Below are 14881 nucleotides of genomic sequence, written 5' to 3'. Positions count from 1 at the left end.
GGCGGTTCGGGGACCCTCGTCCCCGAACCGCCGCCCGCTCAGCGGGTCGACGCGCTGGCCGGCGGCGGGTAGACCGAGCCGTCCTGCGGGTCGAGCAGCAGCAGATCGTGTTCCTGAGCCAGCCGTTCGATGGTGAGCAGCACCTCGTCGGCGCAGGTCTGACGCAGGTTCATCTCGACGTGGTCGGTTGCGGTATGTAATGGGACCTTTGCCCAGGGGCAGTCTTCTGTGGTGGAAGCGGCACCTTGATCCGGGTAACTGGCGGTCAGCGCGGCGTGGAAGGACGTGATCCGGCGGTCGGTCGCACCGTCGGCGTGCTCACCCTGCCGGCACAGTTCGTGTGCGGCGTGTACGTCCGCCGAGGTGGACTGATCGTCCAACGCCCATACGACTAGATCGAATGTCACGCCGCACAGCGTGCCATCCATCAGGGGGATCATTCCACCCAGTGCCGTGGCCGACAAGCAATGTCAGAGGAATTGGAACCTTGCGCCCGGTTGTGCGGAATCGATAGCGTGGCGGTGCGGTTGCTCAGGAGTTGCTCCGGCGCCGGTCGCGTCTTCGGGTGACGTTCCGGCCGGGCCGTGGTCTCCCGGGTGACTGCACCCCCGGTGCGCGAGCTGAGCGCACGTGTCGCCGGCCCGCTCCCGTGGTCATTTGCCGAGATCACGGGGGTGGGCCGCGCCAGGGGGCGATCTTCTTTCGCCGACCAGGTCCAGTACGTGGTATCCGTCCACTGTAGGAAACCAGTCGCGGCCGGCGGGTCCGGCGGCGAACAGCGCGGTCGCGTAGCCGTCGGCCACCGCGAGGTCCGCGCCGATCACCATGGCGGCGCTGTCCCGCTCCACTACGGCCCCGGTGTGCGGGTCGACGACCTTTCGGCTGCCGGCGGTCAGTCCGCTGGTCCCGATCGCTCCGTCCACCATGGTCACGGTGGTCGGCTGGCTGCCCGGCGTGGCGCCGGCCGGGCCGTCGCCGGTGTCTGCGGACAGCGGCTGCTGCAGGGCGATCCGCCACGGTCCGCCGTGCGGGGCGCGTCCGCGTACCACCAGATCACCGCCGCTGACCACGGCGTATTCGGTGATTCCGGCGGCGCGCAACCGACCAGCGGCCCGCTCGATGGCCCAGCCCTTGATCATGCCGGCCGGGTCGAACCCACCGGGCACCGCCCACGGGTCGAACCAGCCCTCGGTGGCCACCCGCATCGCCTCGCACCGGTGCACGATATCGGCCAGCGGCGGATAGACCTCGGCCGCGACCTCACCCCGGCGCAGCAGCGAAACCAGACTGTTCGGCCGCAGCGGACTGTACGTCACGTCGATCGCCCGCAGCTCCGCGACCGCGTCGCCGATCGCCTCGCTCAGCCCACGCCGGCCGATCCGTTCGCTGCCCACCAGAACGAGCTGGTACTCGGTGGTGGACGTGGCGACGGTGTGCCGGGCGACCAGCTGGCCGGCCGGGCGGTTGCCGTCCGTTGCCGTGGCGGTGCCGGACGACCCGGTCGGGGCGCCGGCTCCCGGCGTCGGACCGATCCGCAGATCGGGCGGTTCCGGCTGGGCGGCGCGGTACGCCAGCATCGTCGATTCTCCTTCGCCGGTGCCCGGATCCGGTCTTCACCTACAGTAGCCGTCCGAGGTAAGTATGGTGTTAAGCCCGGCTGTGTGCCCCCTGGGCGGCGCGGGACTCCTCGACCAGCGGGTAACGTCCGTATCCTGGGACCGACGTACCGATTTCCGGGACGATCGCTTAACGTGCGCTAGGCGGTCGACGGAGCAGACGAGGGAGTTGACGTGGCGATGGCGCGGATCGCGGTCGTGGCCGGCGACGGCATCGGATCCGAGGTGACCGCGCAGGCCCGGAAGGTCATCGACGCGGTGCTGCCCGGCGTCGAGGCGACCGAGTACGACCTCGGCGCCGCCCGCTACCACCGCACCGGCGAGGTGCTGCCCGACTCGGTACTGGACGAACTCGCCGGTCACGACGCCATCCTGCTCGGCGCGGTCGGCGACCCCAGCGTCCCGCCCGGAGTACTGGAGCGCGGCCTGCTGCTCAAGCTGCGGTTCGCCTTCGACCAGTACGTCAACCTGCGTCCGTCCCGGCTCTGGCCCGGCACCGCCAGCCCGCTCGGGGGCGTCAAGCCGGGCGAGATCGACTTCGTCGTGGTTCGCGAGGGCACCGAGGGCCTCTACACCGGGGCCGGCGGCACGATGCACCGCGACACCCCCGCCGAGGTCGCCACCGAGGAGAGCCTCAACACCCGGCACGGGGTGGAGCGGGTGATCCGGGACGCCTTCACCCGCGCCGCGCGCCGGGAGCGGCGCAAGGTCACCCTGGTGCACAAGACCAACGTGCTGACCCACGCCGGGTCGCTGTGGTCGCGGACCTTCGCCGCCGTCAAGGCCGACTTCCCGGACGTCGAGACCGAGTACCAGCACGTCGACGCCGCGGCCATGTTCATGGTCACCCAGCCCCAGCGCTACGACGTGGTGGTCACCGACAACCTGTTCGGTGACATCCTGACCGACATCGCCGCTGCCGTGACCGGCGGCATCGGACTGGCGGCCAGCGGCTGCATCAACCCGGAACGCCGCTACCCGTCGATGTTCGAGCCGGTGCACGGCTCCGCGCCGGACATCGCTGGCAAGGGCGTCGCCGACCCGGTGGCCGCCGTGCTGTCCGCGTCGCTACTGCTCGACCACCTCGGTCACCCTGAATCGGCCGAGCGAGTAGCCAGGGCGGTCGCGGCCGAGTTGGCCTCCCGCGCTCCGGGAGCCACGCTGCGTACCGCCGAGATCGGCGATCGGCTGGCCGCTCACGCGGTGGGCTGAGCCCAACCGCTCGACCCGCGTACCGCCGGTCGAGCCTCGCCGTTGCCACACCGCGCACCGGCCGTGCGGACCGGTGTCCGCCCACGTCACGCGCGTCGGCGGCCGGATCCGCGCCGTCCTCCGTCGAGCCCGACCGGTACGGCCTCCGTCGATTCACACGCCGATGCGCGGATCGATCCGGGTGCCCCGTGCCGGTCGGCGCGCCGACGTACCTCGGCCGTCGACGCCACCGCCGACGGCCAATCACCAGGTGGCGGACCTACCGGCCGTCGTGCCGGTTCCCGCTGAACGAACGTTCGGGGTAAGTTGCATGACACACAGCTTCGTCGCTTTCTCGCCATGGAGGTCAGCCCGATGATCGGCGGTGACAAACTCGAATTCGAGATCCGTCCGAATCCACACCCGGTAGCCGACGCGGAACGCGCCGCGCTGCTGGCCAATCCCGGGTTCGGTCAGATCTTCACCGACCACATGGTCACCGTCCGGTACGCCGAGGGCAAGGGCTGGTACGACGCCCGGGTGGAGCCACGGGCGCCGATCCCGATGGATCCGGCGACCGCGGTGCTGCACTACGCCCAGGAAATCTTCGAAGGACTGAAGGCCTACCACGCTGCGGACGGGGGAGTGACCCTGTTCCGCCCGGACGCCAACGCGGCGCGGTTCATCGCCTCCGGTGCCCGGATGGCGATGCCGGCCCTGCCGGAGCAGGTCTTCCTCGACTCGCTGCGGCACCTGATCACGATTGATCGACAGTGGATTCCCGCCGGTGACGACGGCAGCCTCTACCTGCGACCGTTCATGTTCGCCAGTGAGGTCTTCCTCGGTGTCCGGCCGGCCCGCGAGTACCTCTACGCGGTGATCGCCTCACCGGTAGGTTCCTACTTCTCCGGCGGCGTCAAACCGGTGACGGTCTGGGCGTCCTCGGTCTACACCCGGGCCGCCCCGGGCGGTACCGGGGCCGCGAAGTGCGGGGGCAACTACGCCGCCTCGCTGGTGGCCCAGGCAGAGGCGATCGAGCACGGCTGCGACCAGGTGGTCTTCCTCGACGCGGTGCAACGGCAGTACGTCGACGAACTCGGCGGCATGAACGTCTTCTTCGTCTACGACGACGGTTCGCTGGTCACCCCGCCGCTGACCGGCGCGATCCTGCCGGGCATCACCCGCGAGTCGGTGATCACCCTGGCCCGCCGGGCCGGTCACCAGGTCGTGGAACAGCCGGTCAGCCTGGCCCAGTGGCAGGCCGACGCGGCCAGCGGCAGATTGCGTGAGGCGTTCGCCTGCGGCACCGCTGCGGTGATCACGCCGATCGGCCGGGTCCGCTCGGCCGACGGCGAGTTCACCGTGGCCGACGGCGGGCCGGGGGAGGTCACCATGGCGCTGCGGCAGAGCCTGGTCGACCTGCAGCGGGGCCGGGGCGCCGACCCGGACGGCTGGGTGCACCGGGTGTTCTGAGCAGCGCCGTGACGTGGTGACCGGGCCCCGGCCCGGTCACCACGTCATCCGGTCACTGGGTCAACAGGTGGTCGCGCAACGCCGTGATCCGGTCTGCGGGCAGCCCGGCTGCGCGCAGGTACCCCTCGACCGAGCCGTGCCGCTGCCGCAGCTCGGTGAGGAACGTCTGCATCGCCTCGGCCGGGCAGGAGAAGAACGGCACCGGCACCAGATGGTCGTTGCCGGCCTGGGTACGCAGCCAGGCGAGCAGCCGTTCGCTGCCGGCGTTGCTCAACGCGTAGTCCTCGGCGATCACCGAATCCCGGACCCCGAGCAGGGACAGAGTCATCGCGCAGACCAGCCCGGTGCGGTCCTTGCCGGCCATGCAGTGCACCACCGCCGGTGCGGTCCGCGCCTCGGCCAGCAGTGAGATCGCCGCGACGAAACCGTCTGCGGCCTGTTCGGTCAGATCGTGGTAGCGGTCGGCCAGGTAGCGGGCGGCACCCTGCTCCGGCTGGTAGGGGATCTCGCCCCAGTCCTGGTGCCGTAGGTGGATGTTGTGGTACTCGAAGCCGTCCGCTGGCGGGATTCGTCCGTACGTCTCGACCTCGTGCGGCCGGCGCAGGTCGATCACGGTCCGTACGCCGAGCGCATCGAACGCCGCCGCGTCGTCGGTGTCGAGCCGGTGCGGCGAGTCGGCCCGGTAGATCCGCTGCCAGCGGACCGTACGGCCGTCGAGCCCCGGGTAGCCCCCGATGTCGCGGAAGTTGAACATGGTCGCGAAGGCCAACGAGCGGGTGGCGGCGGCAGTCATGGATCCTACGGTAGCCAGCCCGACCGACACCGGTAAACGGTGCGGGTAGCCGGTGCCACCCGCACCGGCCACCCGCACCGGGTGGGTCGTCACCGGGTCAGATGATCCGGCCCGGCGCCATCGGCGGGACCGGGGTGCCGGTGGCACCGCCGTAGTAGGCGCTCAGCTTGTCGCGGTACGCCGGATCTGTCGAGCTGGTCCCGTCGTACTCGGGGGCGTCCTTGATCTGGCTCTTGTCGCGGTCGACGTAGACCTTCTGCTCGTCGTGGTCGACGTGGTTGACCACCCCGGCCGGCAGCATCACCTTCCGGCCGAAGATCCACGGCCCGGTGTCGACCACCAGATGGCTGCCGTCCACCTCTTCGGTGGCGGAGTCGATCTTGCCGATGCCGCCGTCGGTCGCCTCGACGTGGTAGCCGGCCAGGTTGGCGCCGTCGACCCCCGCGTCGTCGCGGTAGCGCCACGGGTCGAACGTGCCGGCCGGGGTGCCGCCCACGACGTCACCCTGACCACCGGCCGGCCCCGTCAGTGCGGTGTGTTGCGGATCGAGCCTGTCCATCGGAGGTCACTCCCTCGCTCGGCGGAACTGACTGCGTCGTCGTCCCAGGAATACCCATGGCGCTCGATCGGTACACCTGACCTCGGACGGTCCCACTGTCCCGCGATGTGGATTCGACTACCGGTCCGGGCGCGGTCGGTGGCAAAGTACCCTGCGTGACTCGCCTCGTACTCATTATTGGCAGTTAGCGCGCCCGGCAACCGTCCGCCGAGCGCGCAGACCTCCCGCATCCGCGGGGGGTCTTTTTGTTGGCCGTACGAGGTCGGCCGGACGAGCGGGTGGGGACGGCCCGGCGCGAGCAGCGGGTGGTACGGGACGTCCGTCGAAAGGATCGAGATGACTTTCCAGGTCTATGACACGACTCTGCGCGACGGTGCGCAGCGTGAGGGCATCAGCTACTCGGTGGTCGACAAACTCGCCGTCGCGCGGCTGCTGGACGACTTCGGCGTCGGCTTCATCGAGGGCGGCTGGCCCGGCGCGATGCCGAAGGACACCGAGTTCTTCCGCAGAGCCCGCACCGAACTCGATCTGCGGCACGCCGTACTCGTCGCGTTCGGTGCCACCCGCAAGGCCGGCGTCAAGGTCGCCGACGATCCGCAGGTACGGGCCCTGCTCGACGCCGAGACACCAGCGGTCTGCCTGGTCGCCAAGTCCGACATCCGGCACGTCGAACGGGCGCTGCGCACCACCGGCGCGGAGAACCTGGCGATGGTCACCGACACGGTCGCGCACTTCGTCGCCGAGGGCCGGCGGGTCTTCCTCGACTGCGAACACTTCTTCGACGGCTTCCGGCACGACCCGGCGTACACCGCCTCGGTGGTCAGCGCGGCGGCCGCCGCCGGCGCCGAGGTCGTGGTGATGTGCGACACCAATGGCGGGATGCTGCCGTCACAGATCGGCGCGGCGATCGCCGATCTGGTCGACCGGACCGGGCTGAGCGCCGACCGGCTCGGCATCCACTGCCAGAACGACACCTCCTGCGCGGTGGCCAACACCATCGCCGCCGTCGAGGCCGGCGTCCGGCACTTCCAGGGCACCGCCAACGGGTACGGCGAACGCCCCGGCAACGCCGACCTGTTCGCCGTCGTCGCCAACCTGCAACTCAAGCTCGGGCTGCCGGTCCTACCGGACGGCTGCCTGGAACAGATGGTGCGCGTCTCGCACGCCATCGCCGAGATCGCCAACATCGCCCCCGACACCCACCAGGCCTACGTCGGGGCCGCCGCCTTCGCCCACAAGGCGGGGCTGCACGCGAGTGCGATCAAAGTGGATCCGTTGCTGTACAACCACGTCGACCCGTCGGTTGTCGGCAACGACATGCGGATCCTGGTGACCGAGATGGCCGGCCGGGCCAGCATCGAGTTGAAGAGTCGTGAACTCGGTGTCGACCTGGCCGGCCATCCGGACGCGCTGTCCCGGGTCACCAAGCGGGTCAAGGAGCTGGAGGCCGGCGGCTGGTCCTTCGAAGCCGCCGACGCCTCGTTCGAGCTGCTGGTCCGCTCCGAGTTGGCGGCCGACACCGGTGCCGTCACCACCCGGCCGTTCGCCCTGGAGTCCTACCGGGTGCTGGTGGAGCACCGCGAGGACGGCGCGGTGGTCTCCGAGGCCACCGTCAAGGTCCGGGTACGCGGCGAGCGGGTGATCGCCACCGCCGAGGGCAACGGCCCGGTCAACGCCCTCGACGAGGCGTTGCGGGTGGCGCTGCGCAGCCACTACCCGGACCTGGCCGACTTCCGGTTGGCCGACTACAAGGTGCGGATCCTGGAAGGCAGCCAGGGCACCGGGGCGATCACCCGGGTGCTGGTGGAGACGGTCGACGGCAACGCCCGGGACTGGACCACCGTCGGGGTGCACGAGAACGTGGTCGAGGCCAGCTGGCACGCCCTGGTCGACGCGCTCACCTACGGACTGGCCCGCAGCCGGACCACCACTGGCGTCTGACCTGCCGGCCCGGGGCCACCGGTGACCTGCCCTGGCCCCGGGCGGGCGGTCCAGGTCAAGCGGCCGGCAGCACCAGCCCGGCGACGACCATCCGGTGGTCGCTGCCGGGCACCCGGTGCACGGTCACCGACCGCACCCCGATCCGGTCGTCCACCAGCACCCGGTCCAGCGTCACCGGCGGGATCGGGCTACCGCTGTACGGCCCCCAGGTGCCGACCAGCCCGTCGCCGGTCGCGTCGGCGGCGTCGACGTAGCCTGCCGCGATCAGCCGGCGCAGCGCCGCGTGGTCCAGGGTGGCGTTGAAGTCGCCGGCCAGGATTCGCGGCGGGCCCTGCGGGTCGGGGCGGGGCTGTCCGGCCAGGTCGGCCCGCCACGACGACAGGGTGTGCAGCGCGAACGGCGCCATCGGGTGCGCCGACTCGACCCGTACCGGCCCGCTGCCCGGCGGGCGGACCGTGCCGTACGACTGGGCGAAGCCGCCCACGTTGCGCCGCACCCCGTCGTCGGTGACCGGCCAGCGCGCGTAGACCGCCGACCCGGTGGTCCCCACCTCCGGATCGGCCCGGCGGTACGGCAACAGGTCGCCGACGCCGAGCCGGTCCAGCTCGGCCTCGGCCGCCGGAGTGAACTCCTGCATCGCCAGCACGTCCACCCGCTCCCGGCGCAGCAACTCCATCAGCACCGTCAGGTCCGCCGCCCCGGCCAGCAGGTTGGCCGTGGCGACCCGGACCGTGACCCCGTCGGCGGCGGTCGCGGTCCGGCCGCCGTCCGGCACCGCCCGGGGCAGCACCGCGACGGCCAACGACACCACCGCCAGCAGCGCGGCACCGCTGGCCCACCACCGCCGGGACCAGACCGCCACCGCCAGCGGGACAACCGTCCAGGCCGCCACGTACGGGGTGAACGCGAGCAGCTGCACCAGCGGGCCGGACTCCCAGCCGGCCAGCCGCAGCACCGCCCAGAGCAGCCCCGGCAGCACCACCGGCCACACCAGCCAACCGGCCGGGCGGCGCCTGGTGCTGGCCGGGGGCTGCGGGGTGGAACTGGTCTGTGGCGCGGTCACGCCGGAACGGTATCCGGTGTGACCGGCGTCGGACCTGCCACCCCGGTTCGGTGTCGGTCCTACCACCCCGGCCGGTCAATCACCCGGTCGGCGACGGATCCCGGCGTTAGAACGGCCCGATCCGGGGCACCCCTGCGCCGGCGCCGCAGTGGCCCCGCACCGTCGGGGCCGACCGGCGATTGGCGACCAGCGTCAAGGACGGTGCGATGACGACGACCGAGCCACAAGTCAGTACGGAACAGCCAGCCGACGCCGCTCCGGCCGCGGCCGCACTGGAGCAGACGCTGTTCGAGGTCAAACGGGTGATCGTCGGGCAGGACAGGCTGGTCGAGCGGCTACTCACCGCGTTGCTCGCCAACGGACACTGCCTGCTGGAGGGCGTACCGGGGATCGCCAAGACCCTCGCGGCGCAGACCCTCGCGGTCGCCGTCGGCGGCAGCTTCTCCCGGATCCAGTTCACCCCCGACCTGGTGCCCTCCGACATCGTCGGCACCCGGATCTACCGGGCGTCGACCGAGTCGTTCGACGTCGAACTCGGGCCGGTGATGGCCAACCTGGTGCTCGCCGACGAGATCAACCGGGCGCCGGCCAAGGTGCAGTCGGCGCTGCTCGAGGCGATGGCCGAGCGGCAGGTCTCGATCGGCGGCCGCAGCTACCCGGTGCCGGACCCGTTCCTGGTACTGGCCACCCAGAACCCGATCGAGTCCGAAGGCGTCTACCAGCTTCCGGAGGCGCAACGGGACCGGTTCCTGATGAAGGTCGTGGTCGACTACCCGACCGACGAGGAGGAGCTCGGCATCCTCTACCGGATGGGGGTGGACCGCCCGCAGCCCCGCCAGGTGCTGGACGCGGCCACCCTGTGCGCGATGCAGCAGCAGGCCCGGGAGGTGTTCGTCCACCACGCGCTCGCCGAGTACATCGTCCGGCTGGTGCTGGCCACCCGCCGCCCGCAACTGTTCGGGCTGCCGGAGCTGACCGGGCTGCTGGCGTACGGTGCCAGCCCGCGCGCCACCCTCGGTCTGGTCGCCGCCGCCCGGGGCCTGGCACTGCTGCGCGGCCGCGACTACGTGCTGCCCGAGGACGTCCGGGAACTCGCCACCGACGTGCTCGCCCACCGGCTGGTGCTCTCCTTCGACGCGGTCGCGGACGGCGTCGACGCCGGGTCGATCGTCCGCCGGCTGATCCAGGTGGTCCCGCCGCCGCGGATCGCGCCGGCCCACGACCAGCGACCCGGACTGGCGGCCGTCGCGTGACTGGCGACTGCCCGCCCGGCCCGGCCACCCTGCCGGAGCTGACCCCACCGGACCCGCTGCGCCGGCTGGAGCTGACCGTGACCCGGCGGCTGGACGGCCTGCTGCACGGGCAGCACCTGGGTCTGCTGCCCGGCGCCGGCAGCGAACCCGCCGGCAGCCGGGAGTACCGGCCCGGCGAGGACGAGGTACGCCGGATGGACTGGGCGGTCACCGCCCGGACCACCGTGCCGCACGTCCGCGAGGTCGACGCCGACCGGGAGCTGACCTGCTGGCTGCTGGTCGACGGGACGGCCAGCATGGACTTCGGCACCGGTGAGCTGGAGAAGCGGGAACTGGCGGTGGCGGCGGTCGCCGCGGTCGGCTTCCTGACCGCCGGCACCGGCAACGCGGTCGGGGCGCAGCTGATCGGGGCGGGCGGCATCCGCCGGTTCCCGGCCCGCACCGGCCGGGACCATCTGCTGCACCTGCTCCGTGCGCTGCTCGCGGCGCCCCGCGTACCGGCCGACCGGTCCGGCCGGGACGCGCCGCCGCCGCTGGCCGACGGGATCGACGGGCTCCGGCGGGCGGCCACCCGGCGCGGGCTGGCGGTGGTGGTCTCCGACTTCCTCGACGGACTGCCGGACGACCCGGCCGACCGGCCGGACTGGGAACGGCCGCTGCGCCGGCTCGCCGCCGGGCACCAGGTGCTGGCGATCGAGGTCACCGACCCCCGGGAACTCGACCTGCCCGACGTCGGGGTGATCACCGTCGAGGACCCGGAGACCGGCCGTCGGCGGGAGATCAGCACCGCCAGCCGGGACCTGCGGCGACGGTACGCCGAGGCCGCCGCCGAGCAGCGTGGCCAGGTGGCCGGGGCGATCCGCCGGTCCGGCGCGGCCCATCTGGCGCTGCGTACCGACCGGGACTGGGTGGCCGACATAGTCCGGCACGTGCACCGCCAACGGCAACTGGCCGGCTGCCCGCCGGCCCGCCCCGCCCCGGTACCGGCAGGAGGAGACCGATGACGTGGCAGTCCCCGGAGCGGCTGTGGCTGCTCGCCGCGGTTGCCGCGCTGGCCGGCGGCTATCTGCTGATGCAGCGGCGCGGTGCCCGGTACGCGGTTCGGTTCACCAACCTGCGGCTGCTGGACCGGGTGGCGCCGCAGCGTCCGGCCTGGCGTCGGCACCTGCCGGCCGGCCTGTTCCTGGCGATGCTGGCGTTGCTGGTGGCCGGGTTCGCCCGGCCGATGGACGAGGTCCGGGTGCCCCGGGAACGAGCCACGGTGATGGTCGCGGTGGACGTGTCCACCTCGATGCTGGCCAACGACGTACGGCCGGATCGGCTCGGCGCGGCGAAACGGTCGGCGCACGAGTTCGTCGGCGATCTGCCGGCGCAGTTCAACGTCGGCCTGGTGGCGTTCGCCGGCAACGCCTCGGTGCTGGTCGGGCCGGGTACCGACCGGGAGGCGCTGGGAGCCGGCATCGACCGGCTCGCCGAAGGGATCACCGGGGCCCAGGGCACCGCCATCGGCGAGGCGATCAAGACGTCGCTGGAGGCGATCCGGTCGCTGGACGCGCAGGCCGCCGAGGAGATCCCACCGGCGCGGATCGTGCTGCTGTCCGACGGGGCGAACACGTCCGGGCGGTCGCCGGAATCGGCGGCGGCCGAGGCGGTGGAGGCCGGGATCCCGATCGACACCATCTCGGTCGGGACCGCCGCCGGCTACATCGACTACGGCGGCGGCCGGCCGCTGCGGGTGCCGGTGGACGGCGAGAACCTCGAAGCGGTGGCCGAGTTGACCGGCGGTGCCTACCACGAGGCGGCCAGCAGCAGCCAGTTGAGTGCCGTGTACGCCGACATCGGCACCTCGGTCGGCTACCGGCTGGAGCTGGCCGACGTGTCGGCCCGGTTCATCGGATTCGGTCTGCTGCTCGCCGTGGCTGCCGCCGGGACCTCGCTGTTGTGGTTCTCCCGGCTGCCCTGACCCGCGTCACCCCCCCCGCGAGACCCGACCTGGACCTGAGGAGGAGCCGATGACTGTGCCCACCGGGCTGGGCGAGCCGCGTGGCCCGTGGTTCGTCTCGCCGGACGCGGACCGCTGGCCGGGGCTGGACGGCTCCGCCGTACCGCCGGCACCGACCCCGCCGCGACGGTGGCGCCGCCGGCTGCTGACCGTCGCCGCGGTGCTCACCCTGTCGGCGGCGTCCGGCGGGCTGGCCGGCGCGGTGGTCGCCGGCCGGGGCGGCGACGCGGGACAGCCGGCGGCGCTGCCGTCGCCGTCGGCCACCCCCGGGGTGTCGCCGGACCTGGTGGCGGCGGCGGCCAAGGTGCTGCCCGGTGTGGTGTCGGTCCAGGTCGAGCGGGGCAGCATGATATCCGGCGGGTCCGGCTTCGCGATCGACGACCAGCATCACATCATCACCAACGACCACATCCTGGACGGCGACAGCGAACCGGGGACTCCGCTCAACGGCCACCAGGTCAGCGTCGTCGCCCAGGACGGTAGGCGGCTCGTCGCCGAGGTGGTCGGCCGGGACCCGGACAGCGACATCGCGGTGCTGCGGGTGCCGTCGTCCGCCGGTCTTCGTCCGCTGGCCCTGGCCCAGCCCGGCGCCACCCAGGTCGGAGAGTCGGTCCTGGCGGTCGGCTCCCCGCTCGGCCTGTCCGGCACGGTCACCGCCGGGATTGTCAGCGCCCTGGACCGTGAGGTGATGCTCGGCAACGGCGGGCGGCAGACCGCGGTGCAGACCGACGCGTCGATCAATCCCGGCAACTCGGGCGGGCCGCTGGTCAACGTCGACGGCGAGGTGATCGGGGTGAACACCGCCATCGCCACGTTGGAGGGTGTCGGGTCGATCGGCATCGGCTTCGCCATCCCGATCCACCGGGCCGAGCAGACGGCCGACGAGATCATCCGGCGGGGCGGCTGACCACCGCCCAGGTGGTCGGCGCCGAGGGCGGCGGTACTGTCGGATGATGGCGGCAGGCGAGATGCGGGTCACCGACTCGGTGGTGATCCCGGCGGGCGAGTTGACCGAGCGGTTCTCCCGTTCGTCCGGACCCGGCGGCCAGGGTGTCAACACGGCGGACTCGCGGGTCGAGCTGTCGTTCGACGTCGCCGGCTCGACCGCGCTGCCGTCGTGGCTGCGCCAGCGGGCGGTGCAGCGGCTGGCCAGTCGGTTGGTCGGCGGGGTGTTGACGGTCACCGCCAGCGAGCACCGCAACCAGTTGGCGAACCGGGCCGCGGCCCGGGACCGGTTGTCCGCGCTGCTGCGGGAGGCGATCGCGCCGCCGGCGCCGCCGCGGCGGCCGACCCGGCCGTCCCGGGCGGCGAAGGAACGGCGGATCAGCGACAAGAAACGCCGGGCGCAGACGAAGCGTCTGCGCCGCGGCGATCCTGACTGACCCGGTACGCGGCCTGGTCAGCTATTCGGCCCGGTCAGCACCAGCAGGCGTTGGCCCAGCTGTCGGTGGACCAGAAGTGCGAGCCCCAGTCGCCCGGCGTCCACGATCCGGTGGACCAGAAGTGGCTCGACCAGGCGGGGTCCACCCAGGACCCAGAGCCGTCCCAGGACGGCGAGGTCCAGGCCGCGCCGCCCCAGGTGCGACTGGCCCAGGAGGTGCCGGTCCAGCCGTCCGCGGCCATCCGGTGGCCCAGCCAGACGCCGCCGGACCAGGCGGTCCGGGCCGCGGACTGGCTGGCCCAGGCCGGGCTGCTGAACGGGCCGAAGATGCTCTGCTCGCCCTGCAGCGTCACGTTGTTGCGGGCCACCCGGCTGGTGCCCCGGGACGCGTCGATCGGGCCGTGTCCGTCGGACCTTGTCCACTGCTGCGGCTGCCACACCGGGGTGTAGGTCAGCGCCGTCTGCAGGTTGATGCTGCGCAGACCGAGGTTCGCGCCCCCGCCGGTGGGCAGGAAGGTGCCGCTCTCCACCAGCACCTGCTTGACCTCGTCCGGGGTCAGCCACGGCTTGGCTTGGAGCAGCAGCGCGGCGACGGCCGAGGTGACCGCGACCGCCTGCGAGGTGCCGGTGCCCCGGAACAGGGTGCTGCCGACCCGGGCACCGGGGTAGTGGTTGTCGACGTTGGAGCCCGGGTTACGCAGCGACAGCACCGATTCGCCGGGAGCCAGCAGATCCAGTTGCCGGCCGGCGGTGGCGAGGTTGGTGAACGGCGCGAGTTCGTCGTCGGCGGTGGTCAGCGTGCCCTTGGTCAGACTGGCGCCGACCGTGACGACGTACGGGTTGGTCGCTGGATTGTCCAGCCGGCCGAACCCGTTGCCGTCGTTGCCGGCGGCCGCCACGACCACGATCCCGGCGTGCCACGCCTGTTCGACGGCGAAGTGCAGCGGATCGGTCCAGAAGGCTGGGTTGCCGGCGGAGCCGTACGCCAGGTTCAGTACCCGGATCGGATGGGTGGGGTCGTGGTCGCGGTTGGTGACGACCCAGTCGACCGCCGCGATGACCTGTGAGACGTCGACCGCGCCGTTGGCCGTACCGACCTTGACCGAGGTCAGTTTCGCCTTCGGTGCCAGCCCGCGTGCGCCGCTGGTCGGATCGTCGCCGATCAGTACACCGGCGAGGTGGGTGCCGTGTCCGTAGGTGTCGAGCCAGCGCAGATTTGTCGCCTGCGACTCGAAGGACAGGTCCGGGCCGTTGACCAGCCGGTTCGCCGGCAGGCCGGGGACCGGTACCACCCCGGTGTCGATCATCGCGATGCCGATCCCGGTGCCGTCCAGTGCCGCCGTCGCCGGGGTGTCCGCGCCGACGATGCTCCGGACGTCGGCCAGTGAGGTGCCCTGGCCGATGCCGGGGGAGCCGTTCCACAGGCTGGCGAAGTCCCCGGCCGGTGCGGTGCCCGGCCGCGTCGCGGGCACGTCGTCCGGCCGCGTCGCCGACCCGCCGGCCACGGCGGCGGCGAGCACCACGACCGTCGACAGTGCAGCGATTTGTTTTCGGTATCCGCGCCGTTGGTGTACAGCGCTCATCGTCGGCACCGGTGCGATCCTCCTGG

The 14881-nt window shown here is 72.3% G+C and carries 14 protein-coding genes; 8 read left to right on the top strand and 6 right to left on the bottom strand.

Translation table 11 applies throughout. The annotated features are described in order from the left end of the window. Positions 1–38: 38 nt before the first annotated feature. Positions 39–407, bottom strand: a complete 369-nt coding sequence (locus tag O7543_RS11625; RefSeq protein WP_278167706.1) for a hypothetical protein — start codon at positions 405–407, stop codon at positions 39–41. A 246-nt stretch (positions 408–653) separates the two neighbouring features. Next, positions 654–1577: an FAD:protein FMN transferase gene (locus O7543_RS11620; protein WP_281553816.1), complete on the bottom strand. Its 924-nt coding sequence runs from the start codon at positions 1575–1577 to the stop codon at positions 654–656. 219 nt (positions 1578–1796) lie between these two features. On the opposite strand from O7543_RS11620, the gene O7543_RS11615 reads away from it, so the two are divergent. Continuing rightward, positions 1797–2828 (top strand): 3-isopropylmalate dehydrogenase, encoded by a 1032-nt coding sequence (locus O7543_RS11615; RefSeq protein WP_281555489.1) that lies wholly within the window; start codon positions 1797–1799, stop codon positions 2826–2828. 354 nt (positions 2829–3182) lie between these two features. After that, positions 3183–4280, top strand: coding sequence for a branched-chain amino acid aminotransferase (locus O7543_RS11610; RefSeq protein WP_281555490.1), 1098 nt, complete (start codon positions 3183–3185; stop codon positions 4278–4280). A gap of 52 nt (positions 4281–4332) precedes the next feature. Here the strand turns inward: O7543_RS11610 and O7543_RS11605 are convergent, their stop codons facing one another. Together O7543_RS11605 and O7543_RS11600 are read right to left on the bottom strand one after the other, a co-directional pair. Beyond that, a complete protein-coding gene (locus O7543_RS11605) occupies positions 4333–5073 on the bottom strand; it encodes a tyrosine-protein phosphatase (RefSeq protein WP_281553817.1) in 741 nt (246 codons plus the stop codon). 97 nt (positions 5074–5170) lie between these two features. After that, positions 5171–5632, bottom strand: coding sequence for a PRC-barrel domain containing protein (locus O7543_RS11600; RefSeq protein WP_281553818.1), 462 nt, complete (start codon positions 5630–5632; stop codon positions 5171–5173). A gap of 336 nt (positions 5633–5968) precedes the next feature. Here O7543_RS11600 and cimA point away from each other — a divergent pair, with 336 nt between their 5' ends. Continuing rightward, on the top strand, positions 5969–7573 hold the full coding sequence (gene cimA / locus O7543_RS11595; protein WP_281553819.1) for a citramalate synthase: 1605 nt from the start codon (positions 5969–5971) through the stop codon (positions 7571–7573). 55 nt (positions 7574–7628) lie between these two features. Here the strand turns inward: cimA and O7543_RS11590 are convergent, their stop codons facing one another. After that, positions 7629–8636: an endonuclease/exonuclease/phosphatase family protein gene (locus O7543_RS11590; RefSeq protein ID WP_281553820.1), complete on the bottom strand. Its 1008-nt coding sequence runs from the start codon at positions 8634–8636 to the stop codon at positions 7629–7631. A 206-nt stretch (positions 8637–8842) separates the two neighbouring features. Between O7543_RS11590 and O7543_RS11585 the strand changes: the two genes are divergently transcribed. The 5 genes from O7543_RS11585 to arfB are packed head-to-tail and all read left to right on the top strand — an operon-like array spanning position 8843 to position 13273. Beyond that, positions 8843–9889, top strand: a complete 1047-nt coding sequence (locus O7543_RS11585; protein WP_348650097.1) for a MoxR family ATPase — start codon at positions 8843–8845, stop codon at positions 9887–9889. Beyond that, the gene (locus tag O7543_RS11580) at positions 9886–10893 is read left to right on the top strand and encodes a DUF58 domain-containing protein (protein ID WP_281553821.1); all 1008 of its coding nucleotides are present in this window, start codon (positions 9886–9888) and stop codon (positions 10891–10893) included. The genes O7543_RS11585 and O7543_RS11580 overlap by 4 nt, the downstream gene beginning before the upstream one ends. Next, positions 10890–11852, top strand: coding sequence for a VWA domain-containing protein (locus tag O7543_RS11575; protein WP_281553822.1), 963 nt, complete (start codon positions 10890–10892; stop codon positions 11850–11852). Before O7543_RS11580 ends, O7543_RS11575 begins: the two co-directional genes overlap by 4 nt. Before the next feature lie 49 nt (positions 11853–11901). Further along, positions 11902–12798 (top strand): trypsin-like peptidase domain-containing protein, encoded by an 897-nt coding sequence (locus O7543_RS11570; protein ID WP_281553823.1) that lies wholly within the window; start codon positions 11902–11904, stop codon positions 12796–12798. Between the two features lie 46 nt (positions 12799–12844). Beyond that, entirely contained in the window at positions 12845–13273 is a 429-nt protein-coding gene (arfB, locus tag O7543_RS11565; protein WP_281555491.1) for an alternative ribosome rescue aminoacyl-tRNA hydrolase ArfB, read from the top strand. Between the two features lie 34 nt (positions 13274–13307). Here the strand turns inward: arfB and O7543_RS11560 are convergent, their stop codons facing one another. Beyond that, positions 13308–14855 (bottom strand): S8 family serine peptidase, encoded by a 1548-nt coding sequence (locus O7543_RS11560; protein ID WP_281553824.1) that lies wholly within the window; start codon positions 14853–14855, stop codon positions 13308–13310. Positions 14856–14881: the final 26 nt, after the last annotated feature.

The organism is Solwaraspora sp. WMMA2080 (genome assembly GCF_027497395.1).
In the GTDB taxonomy this organism is placed as follows: Bacteria; Actinomycetota; Actinomycetes; order Mycobacteriales; family Micromonosporaceae; genus Micromonospora_E.
The sequence above is the reverse complement of the archived record's forward strand: the minus strand, read 5'-3'. Positions and strand labels throughout refer to the sequence as shown.

What these genes read in the sequence shown, in the direction of transcription:
- O7543_RS11620 (WP_281553816.1), bottom strand. Translation starts at nt 1,577, where the DNA reads ATGCTGGCGTACCGCGCCGCCCAGCCGGAACCGCCCGATCTGCGGATC.
- O7543_RS11615 (WP_281555489.1), top strand. Translation starts at nt 1,797, where the DNA reads ATGGCGCGGATCGCGGTCGTGGCCGGCGACGGCATCGGATCCGAGGTG.
- O7543_RS11610 (WP_281555490.1), top strand. Translation starts at nt 3,183, where the DNA reads ATGATCGGCGGTGACAAACTCGAATTCGAGATCCGTCCGAATCCACAC.
- O7543_RS11605 (WP_281553817.1), bottom strand. Translation starts at nt 5,073, where the DNA reads ATGACTGCCGCCGCCACCCGCTCGTTGGCCTTCGCGACCATGTTCAAC.
- O7543_RS11600 (WP_281553818.1), bottom strand. Translation starts at nt 5,632, where the DNA reads ATGGACAGGCTCGATCCGCAACACACCGCACTGACGGGGCCGGCCGGT.
- cimA (WP_281553819.1), top strand. Translation starts at nt 5,969, where the DNA reads ATGACTTTCCAGGTCTATGACACGACTCTGCGCGACGGTGCGCAGCGT.
- O7543_RS11585 (WP_348650097.1), top strand. Translation starts at nt 8,843, where the DNA reads ATGACGACGACCGAGCCACAAGTCAGTACGGAACAGCCAGCCGACGCC.
- O7543_RS11575 (WP_281553822.1), top strand. Translation starts at nt 10,890, where the DNA reads ATGACGTGGCAGTCCCCGGAGCGGCTGTGGCTGCTCGCCGCGGTTGCC.
- O7543_RS11570 (WP_281553823.1), top strand. Translation starts at nt 11,902, where the DNA reads ATGACTGTGCCCACCGGGCTGGGCGAGCCGCGTGGCCCGTGGTTCGTC.
- arfB (WP_281555491.1), top strand. Translation starts at nt 12,845, where the DNA reads ATGGCGGCAGGCGAGATGCGGGTCACCGACTCGGTGGTGATCCCGGCG.
- O7543_RS11560 (WP_281553824.1), bottom strand. Translation starts at nt 14,855, where the DNA reads ATGAGCGCTGTACACCAACGGCGCGGATACCGAAAACAAATCGCTGCA.